We start from the raw sequence: 12,691 nt of genomic DNA, 5'->3' as shown, positions 1-12,691 counted from the left end.
AGAGCCACTAGTTAACATTTCATTTTATGCCTTCATAAAATGAACGCTCAGAAGCATAAGGAAGGAAATACCTATCATACAAATCACCCATGACCAAGCGAGTGACATGTTACCCGAGCCAATTGCCATATAAATAGCAAGTGGCGTAGTTTGCGTTTTGCCTGGAAGGTTTCCGGCAAACATTAAGGTTGCACCAAATTCACCTAAAGCTCGTGTGAAACTTAAAATTCCACCTGAGACAATTGATTTTAATGCAAGAGGGATAGCAATAAAGAAAAAAACTTGCCATTCGTGAGCACCATCAACACGTGCAGCGTTCTCAATGTCCACATCAACAGATTCAAAGCCAGTTTTTGCTGATTGATACATTAAAGGAAATGCCACAACAGTAGAGGCAATGACCGCCGCCCACCATGTGAACATAATGGGTTGATTAAAAAGCCATGTAATCAAGTTACCAAGCACGCTGTTTTTACCAAAAATAACAATTAGAAGAAAGCCTATTACAGTAGGAGGTAATACTAATGGTAAAAGTAACACTGTTTCTAGAAATAATTTTCCTTTGAAATTACGCTTTGCCATCCATTTACCAAATAGAATACCAGTTACTATTACAATTACTCCTGACACAAGCGCTATTTCGATAGAAAGTTTAATAGGTGACCAGAAATCCGTGCTCATCTATGAATGAGTTCCCTGAAAACCATATTTTTTAAATACTTTCATCGCTTGCTCACTTTGTAAATAGTGATAAAAATCCTCCGCTTCTTTTGCATGCTTACTATCTTTGATAACACCTACAGGATAAATAATAGGTGTATGTGTATCTTCTTTAGCTGTAGCAACGACATCGACTTTTTCTGATACAAGGGCATCTGTTTTATAAACCAGCCCTGCATCAACATTTTCAGTTTCTGTATAAGTAAGAACTTGTCGTACGTCTTTTGTATACACTACTTTTGGTTCTGCATTTTCCCATAGGTTCATGTTTTTCAATGTCTCTATACCGTACTTGCCAGCAGGGACCGTTTCAGGTGTACCAATAGCAATCTTATCAACTTTTGTTAAGTCTCCAAATGATTGAATATGTTTTTCATTTTTCTTCGGAACGATTAACACTAATTCGTTCGCTAAAAGATCCGTTCCTTGTTTTTTATCGATTAAACCTTTTTGAACTAGCTCATCAAACTTATCTTCTGCCGCTGAAAAGAAAAGATCAACAGGAGCACCTTCTAAAATTTGTTGTTGTAAAGCACCAGAGCCACCAAAGTTAAATGTGATTTTAATCGTATCGTGTTCATTTTCATAGTTTTTTTGAAGTTCTTCTAATGAATCTTGTAAACTAGCTGCTGCGGAAATCGTTAACTCGACTGGTTCGTTTACTTTGTTGTTGCTTCCTTGGCTACCACAACCTGCTAAAATGCCGATAAGTAGTACCAATATAGCTATTAAACTATAATACTTTTTCACGTTGATTGTACTCCTTTTATAACTCGTTATAACAAGACATAACTAATTATAATTAGTTATGTCTAAAAAAGAAATACCAAATCACTAGAAACTTTTAAGATGTAAAAAATATGATAATTACGATACTATAGAATCAATAGAAGCAGAAGGGGAGATTTTTTACATGTCACATGAACATTCCTATACGATTGAAGAGGTGGCTCAATTATTAAAGGTTTCAAAATTAACGATTTACGATTTAGTGAAAAAAGGAGATTTACCTATTTTTCGTGTAGGCCGACAAATGCGAGTGGATAAAACCGATTTACAATTATATATACAAAAGAGTAAGACAGGAGTCACTCCTGCTGCATCTACTGCCTCGACTACTCCTTCGACAAAAAATAAAAAAATTATTATTAGCGGACAAGATTTAGCCTTAGACTTATTAGGAAAATATATAGAGAAAAAACAATCAATTAAAGTGTTGCGCTCGCATGAAGGTAGCTTTAATGGTGTCATGGCGCTGTATAACGGGGATTGTGATATTGCTAGTTTACATTTGTACGATGGGGATACAGGGGAATATAATACACCTTATTTAAAAAAGATTTTTGTAAGTCACTCATATATTCTTCTCAATCTGATTTCACGCCGAGCAGGCTTTTATGTTCAAAAAGGAAATCCGTTGCAAATTCAATCAATGGATGATTTTAAGACCAAATCATTAAAATTGATGAACCGTGAAAAAGGTTCAGGTGCTCGTACTTTCCTAGATGAACAATTACGAATTCATCACATATCGCCAACCACAATAGATGGGTATAACGAAGAAGAAATGAGCCATATAGATGTAGCCTCTGCTGTCGCAAATGGGCATGCAGACATTGGAATAGGCATTGAAAAAATATCAAAACTCATAGAGGTTGACTTTATACCACTCATTAGAGAACGTTATGATATTGTCTTATTAAAAACACCTGAAAACCAACTGCTGGTTGAATCGGTAAAAGAGATTTTAAATTCACCAGAATTCCAATCAGAAGTGGTCGCACTAGGAGATTATGACGTCACTCAAATGGGACAAGTTATATATGAAACGCTTTAACTCCTTTCAGCACTATAAATTAGGGTGTCATCCAGAAGATGGGGGCGACTCCTTGGGATTAGCGTGACAGATGAGACCTTAGAGCGAGTAAGTAAAGGAACGAAGGGTAAGACCATCACAGGCTTTGATAATGCTTGCGTGACCAACCTCGCTTCGCTTTCGCTCAAAAAGCATCCTGTCGCTGTTACTCCAAGCCACAAATGTACGCCCTGAACCAGACGGACCTACTAATACAAAGAATGTGCTTGTGTTAGCTTAATAAAGCTCGTTTGTTAAACTTTATTTCAAAGGATAACTAAAATTTAAGTCATTGTAATATATTATATTGAAGATTAATAAGGAATGAATAAGAAAGAAACTTGTGAAAACTAACGGAGTACATGGCTCTAAAAAGTGAAATATACCTCGTAGTTGAACTTATTTTTGTAACGAAACGGGGAAGAAAGAAACTAAATTTTAGAAAATCTGCTTTTACACTAGACAAATATGATTTTTTCTTATATATTAAGTATAATAAAATCGTTTTCAAGAGAACAATAAATTCACATATTACAAAGAGTAATCGTGTTTTGTTTGATGCTTTTTGTAATATGTGAATTTTTTTCTTTTGAAGTAAAATGATTTTACTTAAATACAATTAATGGAGGTCATGCAAAATGGCACAAGGTACAGTAAAATGGTTTAACTCAGAAAAAGGTTTTGGATTCATCGAAGTAGAAGGTGGAAATGACGTTTTCGCTCACTTCTCAGCTATCCAAGGTGAAGGTTTCAAAACACTTGAAGAAGGCCAAAAAGTTGAGTTCTCAGTAGAAGAAGGCCAACGCGGACCTCAAGCTACAAACATCGTAAAACTTTAATTTTAATGATGTAACCATAAAAAAGGCATCCTTTCAGTAGGATGCCTTTTTTTTATGCAAAAAAAGAAGAGCTGTAATGAAAATGGATTGGTTAATGAGTGCAAAATTGGAACTATATACAAAATCAATCGCATACATAGTTAGAAGGTAAACTTTGAAGAGTAGGAGGATAAATATGAGTAGGAAAATTTGATAATTATAATAGTAGCATTTATTGTGGAAGTTTTAATTACGTATTTTATTGCTTCATTTTTCTCCGTAAGAATGATCGAGGTAATGTTTTTCACTGGTATAGTCTTCGCTGGGGGCACTTTTTACTTTTCAAGTAGTGGGGGAGCTATATCTAGATTATTTGCATCTCAAGCTAGTGGGCAAACAGGCATAATTTTGAAAAGAGAACGTTTCACTTATAAATTAGGTCCGATATTTACTGCTTCAATTATATTCTTTTTCTATACACCTATAGAGAATTGCTGTAGACAAAGTTACAGTAACTTTGTCTACAGACCCTATCATAAAATTAATCGCTGAGCATTGCTTTTAATGTTCGTTTTTGCCAGCCTAGCTTGAAGTATGCGTATTGTAATACAAAATGTACACAGAAGGCAGCAGGGTAAGCAATCCAAACGCCATTTAGCGCGAATGTAGTGTAGTGCGATAAAACAAACGCCAATGGTACCTCGACTACCCAAATGGCGATAACTAGGAAAATTGTAGGCCATAAGACAACACCCGTAGCTCGCATTGTAGCTGAAACGGTTTGTGTATGGCCAAAAATTAAATAACTCCAAAATGCGATATATAAATAATTCTTGGCGATGAGTACCGTGTCCTGTTTATCAATAAAGAAAGATAAAATAGGCTCCGCAAATAAATACATGATTAAAATAATCGCGCCACCTAAAATATAGTTAACGAGCACACCAAATTGACGAATTTTTTTAATCATATCCGTAGAGTTTGCCCCTAAAGCCTGCGCCACGAATACTGAGGTCGCAATAGCAATACTCATCGCAGGCACCTGTGCATAGCTAGCGACCTGATTGACAACACCGTAAGCAGCAGTAGCATCGGAGCCGTAAACATTAACAAAGCCTATTACAGCAATTTCTGCTACAGAGATTGCAACCATACTAATGCTTGCCGGAATGGCTAATTTTAATAATGAAGCTAAAATATCCTTCTTTAATTTAAAATGCTGTAGAATCGATTTGTCTAAGCGTAAAATATGCTTTGTTTTATGCAAGTAGGCAAATAATAATAACATCGTCACTAGATTGGATAAAACAGAGGCATAAGCAGCGCCGTTCAAACCAAACTTAGGCAGGCCAAGCCAGCCGAAAACTAATGGTGGTAGGAATGCGATATTTAAAATAACACTTATGACTAAAAATAAAAAAGGTGTTTTGGAATCACCTACACCACGCATAAAGGTTGTGTACACCATATACCAGAACATAATTGGTAATGTGAAAAATAAAATTTGAGCATAGCTTATACTCATATCTAATATATTTGCGGGTGTTTGCATAAAGCGTAAAATCCACTCAATAAAAAAGCCACCAAAAATTGCGACGACAATCGATAAAATCGTTGTAAAGGCTAAAGTTACCCCTACAACCTCCTTCATCTTCTCATGATTGCCAGCCCCATACGTTTGCCCTACTAAAATCGAGCTACCTGAGCCAATCCCAATAGCAAATGCCATTAAAAAGAAGAAGAATGGAAAAAATGCTGAAATTGCTGCTAGCGCATCAACACCTAAATTGCGCCCAACTATAAACATGCCAAAGACTTGCCCTAGTGACTGCAGCACATTTGCTAGCATAACCGGGATTAAAAAGTTAAAAAAAGCTTTTTGCAGTTTCTTATCATCATGTAAAATTTGTTGGTTCATTTTTATCCCCTCTTGGGTTTTAATAACCCATTTCCTTTAAAATATGTGATAGCGTGCGCAGGCGTTCGCCTATTAGTTCACCATCCGCACTTAAAGCCTGATGAAAGAGCTTAATATCCTCTTCAATTTGTTCATTTTCCGTACATACTTCCACTGTCATTGCATCCCCTTGTAAGCCAATACGTTTAATAACAGGGTTTTCTTCATCATATAAATGATCGTAGCGATAAGCTTCCTTAAAATGAAGCTGAGATTCACATACTAATATAGCAAGGTCAAGCACGCGATGAAGTGGTAATTCTTCCGATTGACGTGACCATTTACCACCTGTATGACGCCACACTTTAGCAGAAATATCAACCTTGCCTCTGTCATTCCATTGAGCTAAGCCAAGTGACAGCCCTTGCGCATCTGTATGATAAGCAGTGCGCCCATCAATATTGGCATAATTTTCAGCAACAATAACAGGTTTATGCTTTAAATGAGTAGGTATTTTCATTAATTACATCTCCCTTTATTCGTTCAATTTTTAGTAATTTAGTAAATTACTGCATTAGTAAATATAACATTGGACAAATTCAGAGGTCAATTTTTTTGTGGAAAATTTTTCACACAATGGATCTAACGAACAAATTAGTTGAAATGTTATCTTGTAAGACTGCATTGATGAAAGGGGATAGTTATATAGAGAGTAGACTGAATTCATTAAATTGGTTAAAATGGTAATTGGTTGGTTCATCATCAAAAGTTGTGGATGACTTTTGTTAAAACTTCTACTATGGAAATAGTTGACCTTTGTTCCGACTGGGCGACTTCTGGGGATCAGCGATAGAGGAACGAAGGCTAAAAGCATCACATCCTGTGATAACGCCTTCGTGACCAACATCTTGCCGCTGTCGCTACGTTGCACTCACGCTTTCGCGCAAAAACATCTTGCCGCTGTCGCTACGTTGCACTCACGCTTTCGCGCAAAAACATCTTGCCGCTGTCGCTACGTTGCACTCACGCTTTCGCGCAAAAAACATCTTGCCGCTGTCGCTACGTTGCACTCACGCTTTCGCGCAAAAAACATCTGTTGGCCAGAGACCCTGCAGCGCAGCGGATGTTTTCTATGGTCGGAACGGAAATCAACCACACGTTTTGGTTATGATCCAATTGGTATATATAATGGAAATCAAATAGGCATTATTCTTTGAATATCGGAAAAACGAATGAAGGAGGGTAATAGAATGAGAATCCAATCTACAAATAATAATTACATAAATACGATTAAAAAAGGTGAAAATAATAGACTATCTCCAGATTTATTTTTAGATAAAAATAAAAAGGCAAAAGCGAAATATGAAATTATAAGAGAAGGTGGTTATCTTCGTCATTATGTAACAAATTTAAATGGTGAAAGAGTACTGATTAAAGAAACAAAATTACCAAAGGAACAAGATACAGATCAAAGCACAGGCGGGATGACTGACGTTTTGTTGGATAGCCTATTCAATCAATTTACAAAAACTTTAGATCACCAAAAATCTGATGATTTATTAAAAAACGGCATAGCAGGTCAGAAAGCCAAAGAAAAATTAATGTTAGCTTATCGAAATTCAATCTAGGTACGTTTTAAGAGAAAACGATAATTAAAAAGGTTTATGTAGGTGATTGTTTATGCAGGATAAAAAGCGTTTAGGTTATTATATATCTGCTTTGTTAGTCGTAGTACTAGTAGGAATTGTTGTGAAAAATGTATTTATAAAAGAAACAACAGTCAAACCGATAGTAGAAAATGAAGATGGAACAAAACAGCTTGTTTTTGATGCAAAATTAACACGATTAGACGAATCATCAACAACATTTAAAGAATACAATGGAAAGGTCCTAATCGTTAACTTTTGGGCATCTTGGTGTGGACCGTGCCAAGAAGAGGCTTCTGAATTTACGGATTTTTATACCAATAAACCAGAAAATGTTGAGCTGTTAGCGATCAATGCAACTTCTAAAGATAGTAGAGAAAATGCCATGAAATTTCAAGAGTCATACAAATTGAATTTCCCTATATTTCTTGATTTAGATGGTACACTTCAAAAATCATTTGAAATAATGGCTTATCCAACAACTTTTATATTTGATTCCAAAGGTAAATTAATGTACACGATAAAAGGATCGATTAATCAAAAAGAATTAAATAAATATATTGAAAACCTCTACTAATCTATAAACATTTCCTTTATGATGAGAGCACTTTTCTATTGGCGTCACTTTTAAGAACGAGGGGGATTATTATGTATCAGAGTTTAAATGATTTTTTTAAGTCTTGGGCGTTCGAAGCAAATTGTACACAGAGGTTATTAAATAATCTAACTGATGAATCGCTTAAACAGGAAATAACATCTGACAATTGGACATTAGGACGTATTGCTTGGCATACTGTTACTGCAATTCGAATCATTACTTCAAATACAAGTTTACCATTTGATGCTCCATCTAAAGATTATCCTGTTCCCACTTCTGCACAATTTATTGCAGATAGCTATTCCCAAACTAATAATGCATTTGTGAAGGCAATAAAAACAAATTGGACTGATCAAACCCTTCACGAGGACATCCATTTTTTCGGTCAAGAAATGCGAATTGGTACATTGTTAATGTTCTTGATTCAACATCAGAATCACCATCGGGGACAAATGACGGTTCTTATGCGACAGGCGGGATTAACTGTCCCAGGCATTTATGGGCCAGCTAAAGAGGAGTGGACAAATTTCGGTATGGAAGCTCCAAAAATGTAAAACTAATTAGGGATGATAGTGTGAAAATAGCTGTATTATCAGACATTCATGGAAATAAAGACGCATTAAAAGCAGTGTTAGAAGATATAAAATATAGAAGTATCGATAAGATATATAATTTAGGGGACACTCTTTACGGACCGTTATTCCCGTTAGAATATGAAATGATAAAGAGTACAAATATTAAAAGTGTAAGTGGGAATTGTGATCGGATATTGTTGGCGTCTTTATCGGAAAATCCAACCGTGCAATATGTAATAGACATGCTCTCAGAAGAACATAAAAGCTGGTTAATTAACCTGCCATTTTCCATTCAGACAGATGATTTTTACCTTTGTCATGCTTCACCTGAAAATGATGAGCTATATATGTTGAATGATATAACGCCAAATGGTGTTACTTTAAAACAGACACAGGAAATAATGAAATTAGTAAAAGATATCCCACAAAATATTATTTTTTGTGGTCACTCCCATTTTCCAACGATTGTTTATTTACCTAATAACAAAATCATTATTAATCCAGGCAGTGTCGGTTTGCCTGCTTATGAAGAAGTTGAACCATTCTATTATAAGATGGAATCCGGTACACCATTTGCGAATTATACAGTTGTAGAAAAGCGGAATGGTGAATGGATGATTGAGCAGTTAAGCATTCCTTATGATACTAAGGTCGCTATTAAACAAAGTGAAATTCAAAATAGGTCTGATTGGGCCAGAGCATTAAAATATGGAAGAGTTTAAGGTGGTATTTCAGCGGGTGTCCAAACACTCGCTAAGAGAAGCTAAAGCCTTCGACGCAATTATGCCAAATTAATAGGATAATAAAGTAAAAGGACTTGCTGATACATCATACAAACAAGTCCTTTATTGTTATCATTTTAAATATTGACGTGAGCTTTGCTCTTTCGCTGTAATGACTTTTAGTAGATCCTTCTTTTGGATAAATAAAATGACAGAGGCTTGAACTGTCATTGCTAAGATAAGCAGCATGAAGTGAGAATTGTGATTGAATTTTAATGAAAGAAAATAAAATATTGGTGCAGACGATAAGTATGAAATATATTGGTTTTTAGTTACTAAATAAATGATGGTTGAAATACATGTAGTTACTAAAAGGAGTTCAAGTAAAATCTCAATGGAAGCACTATCAATATAATTTAGTAATTCGTTTATATAGGACATATTAAATAAGTCCCTCCTTAATGTTTTAGGAAATTGTAACATATTAGGTAATAGTTTGAAAGAAGCGATTCTGCTCATTGTGGAAATATGTTTTTTTTAACTATAAAAAGAGGCTTTCCTATAAATATTTGGAAAGCCACAAGTATATTATTATAGTTCTTCCTGAAAATAAATTTTGTAGAATTTTCGATTCGTAGATTCATCGTAGCCTACTTCAATTAGTTCTTCCACTTGCTCGATATCCTGTACATTTACCTGGATTTCAATATTAGAATCGAGTTTAATTTTACGTTTATATTTTTTTTCAGCCTTTTCAAGCGCACTTTCAGAAATTACGGTTTCATATGGTTTTACCGAATTTATAATAATATCTTTTTGTGTAGGTTCAGCATTATCAAACACTGTTTCAATATAATTATTTACTTGAAATTCATCTTCATTTCTAAAGTAATCAAGCGTTTTGTTTAAAAGCCCAAGCTTCTCAGTATTTGTAAAGCTCTCTTCTTTTAAAATATATTTTTTGCATTCTGTTAATGCTAAATTCGTTTTGTAATAATGTTCATCAGCTGCTTTAATCTTTAAAAATCGTTCTTGCCAGTAGACAATATCTTCTTTTCTTTTTGTTTTCATGAAGACAGCAGGTGCCTCATCCGTTCCCATATCTACGATAATGGCCATGTTATTAATTTTCTTTACATTAATTCCATCAACACCATTGACGACCATTTTGTTGTGATCGCTTTTTACATCTAAAAACATTTCCTTTTCATCAATTTTAACGATGGCAATTATTTTTTTAGCTTCTGTCGCTAGAAAACAATTGTCAAATAATCCAATAAACAATTCGCCACTTTTAATGTTAGGATGTTGAGATACACTATGTAAGTGTTTAGCAATGTTGATTGATTGTTCTAAGAAACTAGTCTCCTGATCAAATATTGCCCTCACATATGTGTAAACCTCGTTTAAGGCAATGTCTGTTTCATGAAAAAATTCGAATTGCTGCTCTAAATCGATTTTGCTAAACGCTAGCTGTGTAAAAGCTGCCTCTAGCATGACCTCAGGCTGTGATAATGATTCCTCACCTAACACGAGTGTATCGTCAATAAAATGTAAAATATATTGTAATAACTTACTTTCACTTACTTCAAGCATGTTTTCCACCTTCTAAAATTTCATTGTAGATAATATACCATATCATATCCCTTGCAACATTTTCATGAATTTTATTTTTACGAATAATAAAATTAAAAAGAACATTGAATATATGCATTTATGAGATTTGTTGATCATTTGTATAAGGCTATGGGTTCTTTATTAAATAGGGAAACTCATTTGAAATGACAAGTACATTACCTTAAATTGACATTGATGGTTGCTGAAGTATACTAGGAATAAATGGAACTATGCATGAAGAAATCTACAAAGAGAAGAGGTCTTGATATGCTTTATAACATTAAACCAATAGCTGTAGTGAGCAATAGTCGAACAATGATTGAAGACGACAATTGGGGTAGCGTCATGTCTACTATTGAATTAACAAAAGATATGTATGAATCATCTTTAAAGGGGATTGATGATTTTTCTCATTTAGAAATAATTTTTTATTTTGACAAAGTGGAAGCTGAAAAAATTCAATATGAAGCGAGACATCCAAGAAATAATAAGGATTATCCAGAAGTCGGTATTTTCGCTCAGAGAGGTAAAAATAGACCTAATAAAATGGGCGTAACAGTTGTAGATTTACTAGAATTAAGGGATAGAACATTAATCGTTAAAGGCTTAGATGCTATTGATGGAACACCAATCATTGATATAAAACCTGTAATGAAAGAATTTCTACCGAAAGGTGAAATAAAACAGCCACAATGGGCAACGGATTTAATGAAGAATTATTGGGACTAGTATATTATTTTATTTTATTTGTTAAGGAGAAATCATTATGTTTTTAAATCTTCATATTGAAACCGAGAGACTAGTAATTCGTCCATATGCTTTCACTGACTTGGATGAGTTATATGCAGTCGTTTCTGAGCCTAATTTTTACCGATTTATCCCAGAGGATGTGCCGAGCCGCGATGATATTCAGCGAGTAATAGAGTGGTCCATTCAATGTAACTTAAAAAACACGCCTACTAACATACATAAGCTTAATCTAGCTATTGTAGAGAAGCAGAGTCAAAAATTAATTGGTTATTGCGGACTTGGTCCCGATGATGTAAAAGACACAGAAATCGAAATTTATTACGGTATTTCTGAAGCGTATAGAGGGCGAGGAATAACATCTGAAGCAACAAAAGCTTTGATGAATTATGCATTTTATAAGATTGGTTTACCTAAAATTATTGCTGTTGTTCATCCTGAAAACGTGGCATCTTTACGAATTGTAGATAAACTGGGAATGAGCTATGAATATACGTATAACAAACTTAATTCAGAACTGAAGGATTTTGAAGGATTGCTTCATTATTCTATAGATGCTAAAGCATATCAAGGAAGTAAATGAATATGTAAGCTTAAATTCTTCCTCGAGGATAAGTCTTAGATGAGATCCTTGATTGGATGAAGCGAGTTAGGGGAACGGAGGCTAAATGCATTAAGGTATTTTAATAACGCCTTTTTTTGATGATGCTGCTTCGCATTCGCGCAGATAAACCCTTTACTGACAGAAAGAGGTCAGGACGACGGAAAGAATAGTCGAATCGACGGAAGGAAGGATCTGAGTGACGGAAAGAAAGGCCGAATCGACGGAAAGAAGAGTCAGAGCGACGGAAAGAGGTCAGGAGGACGGAAAGAATAGTCGAATCGACGGAAGGAAGAGTCAAAGCGATGGAAAGAAGGGTGTGAGCGACGGAAAGAAATGCCGAATCGACGGAAGGAATAGTCAGAGGTCAGGACGACGGAAAGAATAGTCGAATCGATGGAAGGAAGGATCTGAGTGACGGAAAGAAAGGCCGAATCGACGGAAGAAGAGTCATAGTGACGGAAAGAGGTCAGGAGGACGGAAAGAATAGTCGAATCGACGGAAAGAATAGTCGAATCGACGGAAGGAAGGATCTGAGTGACGGAAAGAAAGGCCGAATCGACGGAAAGAAGAGTCAGAGCGACGGAAAGAGGTCAGGAGGATGGAAAGAATAGTCGAATCGACGGAAGAAAGAGTCAAAGCGATGGAAAGAAGGGTGTGAGCGACGGAAAGAAATGCCGAATCGACGGAAGGGAAAGTCAGAGCGACGGAAAGAATAGTCAGAGAGACGTAAAGAGGTCAGGACGACGGAAAGAATAGGCAAAGCGCTGCTGCTTCGCATTTGGCATAAAAACCCTTTTGCTGTCGCTTCGCTTTTCTGATAAACGACGACCCGTGGAAGGCGCTCAGTCGAAACGGATATTTACCCTTCGTTTTCTGAAGAATGTTCAATTAA

General features: G+C 35.5%; 14 protein-coding genes. 8 read left to right on the top strand and 6 right to left on the bottom strand.

The window, feature by feature from the left end:
- Positions 1-24: 24 nt before the first annotated feature.
- A complete protein-coding gene (modB, locus tag MY533_RS15885; protein ID WP_248716723.1) occupies positions 25-681 on the bottom strand; it encodes a molybdate ABC transporter permease subunit in 657 nt (218 codons plus the stop codon).
- Entirely contained in the window at positions 682-1,470 is a 789-nt protein-coding gene (gene modA / locus MY533_RS15880) for a molybdate ABC transporter substrate-binding protein (RefSeq protein ID WP_248716722.1), read from the bottom strand.
- A 163-nt stretch (positions 1,471-1,633) separates the two neighbouring features.
- On the opposite strand from modA, the gene MY533_RS15875 reads away from it, so the two are divergent.
- Both MY533_RS15875 and MY533_RS15870 read left to right on the top strand, forming a co-directional pair.
- Positions 1,634-2,557: a substrate-binding domain-containing protein gene (locus tag MY533_RS15875; RefSeq protein WP_248716721.1), complete on the top strand. Its 924-nt coding sequence runs from the start codon at positions 1,634-1,636 to the stop codon at positions 2,555-2,557.
- A 656-nt stretch (positions 2,558-3,213) separates the two neighbouring features.
- The gene (locus MY533_RS15870) at positions 3,214-3,414 is read left to right on the top strand and encodes a cold-shock protein (protein WP_248716720.1); all 201 of its coding nucleotides are present in this window, start codon (positions 3,214-3,216) and stop codon (positions 3,412-3,414) included.
- A gap of 520 nt (positions 3,415-3,934) precedes the next feature.
- On the opposite strand, the gene MY533_RS15865 is transcribed toward MY533_RS15870, so the two are convergent.
- Positions 3,935-5,311, bottom strand: a complete 1,377-nt coding sequence (locus MY533_RS15865) for an MATE family efflux transporter (RefSeq protein WP_248716719.1) — start codon at positions 5,309-5,311, stop codon at positions 3,935-3,937.
- Positions 5,312-5,330: 19 nt separating this feature from the next.
- On the bottom strand, positions 5,331-5,810 hold the full coding sequence (locus tag MY533_RS15860; protein ID WP_248716718.1) for a DUF6530 family protein: 480 nt from the start codon (positions 5,808-5,810) through the stop codon (positions 5,331-5,333).
- A 730-nt stretch (positions 5,811-6,540) separates the two neighbouring features.
- Between MY533_RS15860 and MY533_RS15855 the strand changes: the two genes are divergently transcribed.
- The 4 genes from MY533_RS15855 (at position 6,541) to MY533_RS15840 (ending at position 8,831) form a co-directional block, all read left to right on the top strand.
- Positions 6,541-6,918 (top strand): hypothetical protein, encoded by a 378-nt coding sequence (locus tag MY533_RS15855; protein WP_248716717.1) that lies wholly within the window; start codon positions 6,541-6,543, stop codon positions 6,916-6,918.
- Between the two features lie 52 nt (positions 6,919-6,970).
- Entirely contained in the window at positions 6,971-7,513 is a 543-nt protein-coding gene (locus MY533_RS15850) for a TlpA family protein disulfide reductase (protein ID WP_248716716.1), read from the top strand.
- Between the two features lie 71 nt (positions 7,514-7,584).
- On the top strand, positions 7,585-8,088 hold the full coding sequence (locus tag MY533_RS15845) for a DinB family protein (protein WP_248716715.1): 504 nt from the start codon (positions 7,585-7,587) through the stop codon (positions 8,086-8,088).
- A gap of 20 nt (positions 8,089-8,108) precedes the next feature.
- A complete protein-coding gene (locus MY533_RS15840; RefSeq protein WP_248716714.1) occupies positions 8,109-8,831 on the top strand; it encodes a metallophosphoesterase family protein in 723 nt (240 codons plus the stop codon).
- A gap of 132 nt (positions 8,832-8,963) precedes the next feature.
- Here MY533_RS15840 and MY533_RS15835 read toward each other — a convergent pair whose 3' ends face one another.
- Entirely contained in the window at positions 8,964-9,272 is a 309-nt protein-coding gene (locus MY533_RS15835) for a hypothetical protein (RefSeq protein WP_248716713.1), read from the bottom strand.
- A gap of 150 nt (positions 9,273-9,422) precedes the next feature.
- The gene (locus MY533_RS15830; RefSeq protein ID WP_248716712.1) at positions 9,423-10,427 is read right to left on the bottom strand and encodes a nucleoid-associated protein; all 1,005 of its coding nucleotides are present in this window, start codon (positions 10,425-10,427) and stop codon (positions 9,423-9,425) included.
- A 288-nt stretch (positions 10,428-10,715) separates the two neighbouring features.
- On the opposite strand from MY533_RS15830, the gene tsaA reads away from it, so the two are divergent.
- Positions 10,716-11,177 carry a tRNA (N6-threonylcarbamoyladenosine(37)-N6)-methyltransferase TrmO gene (gene tsaA / locus MY533_RS15825; protein ID WP_248716711.1) on the top strand — a complete coding sequence of 154 codons (462 nt, stop codon included), beginning with the start codon at positions 10,716-10,718 and terminating at the stop codon, positions 11,175-11,177.
- 37 nt (positions 11,178-11,214) lie between these two features.
- Positions 11,215-11,778, top strand: coding sequence for a GNAT family N-acetyltransferase (locus tag MY533_RS15820; RefSeq protein WP_248716710.1), 564 nt, complete (start codon positions 11,215-11,217; stop codon positions 11,776-11,778).
- Positions 11,779-12,691 lie beyond the last annotated feature (913 nt).

Origin of the sequence: Lysinibacillus sp. Ag94, from assembly GCF_023242215.1 — a bacterium.
Lineage (GTDB): Bacteria > Bacillota > Bacilli > Bacillales_A > Planococcaceae > Lysinibacillus.
Note: the sequence above shows the minus strand (reverse complement) of the source record. Positions and strands in the feature narration are given on the sequence as shown.

Excerpts from the sequence above, each read along its gene's own strand:
- modB (WP_248716723.1), bottom strand. The coding sequence starts at position 681 with ATGAGCACGGATTTCTGGTCACCTATTAAACTTTCTATCGAAATAGCG.
- MY533_RS15875 (WP_248716721.1), top strand. The coding sequence starts at position 1,634 with ATGTCACATGAACATTCCTATACGATTGAAGAGGTGGCTCAATTATTA.
- MY533_RS15870 (WP_248716720.1), top strand. The coding sequence starts at position 3,214 with ATGGCACAAGGTACAGTAAAATGGTTTAACTCAGAAAAAGGTTTTGGA.
- MY533_RS15865 (WP_248716719.1), bottom strand. The coding sequence starts at position 5,311 with ATGAACCAACAAATTTTACATGATGATAAGAAACTGCAAAAAGCTTTT.
- MY533_RS15860 (WP_248716718.1), bottom strand. The coding sequence starts at position 5,810 with ATGAAAATACCTACTCATTTAAAGCATAAACCTGTTATTGTTGCTGAA.
- MY533_RS15855 (WP_248716717.1), top strand. The coding sequence starts at position 6,541 with ATGAGAATCCAATCTACAAATAATAATTACATAAATACGATTAAAAAA.
- MY533_RS15850 (WP_248716716.1), top strand. The coding sequence starts at position 6,971 with ATGCAGGATAAAAAGCGTTTAGGTTATTATATATCTGCTTTGTTAGTC.
- MY533_RS15845 (WP_248716715.1), top strand. The coding sequence starts at position 7,585 with ATGTATCAGAGTTTAAATGATTTTTTTAAGTCTTGGGCGTTCGAAGCA.
- MY533_RS15835 (WP_248716713.1), bottom strand. The coding sequence starts at position 9,272 with ATGTCCTATATAAACGAATTACTAAATTATATTGATAGTGCTTCCATT.
- MY533_RS15830 (WP_248716712.1), bottom strand. The coding sequence starts at position 10,427 with ATGCTTGAAGTAAGTGAAAGTAAGTTATTACAATATATTTTACATTTT.
- tsaA (WP_248716711.1), top strand. The coding sequence starts at position 10,716 with ATGCTTTATAACATTAAACCAATAGCTGTAGTGAGCAATAGTCGAACA.
- MY533_RS15820 (WP_248716710.1), top strand. The coding sequence starts at position 11,215 with ATGTTTTTAAATCTTCATATTGAAACCGAGAGACTAGTAATTCGTCCA.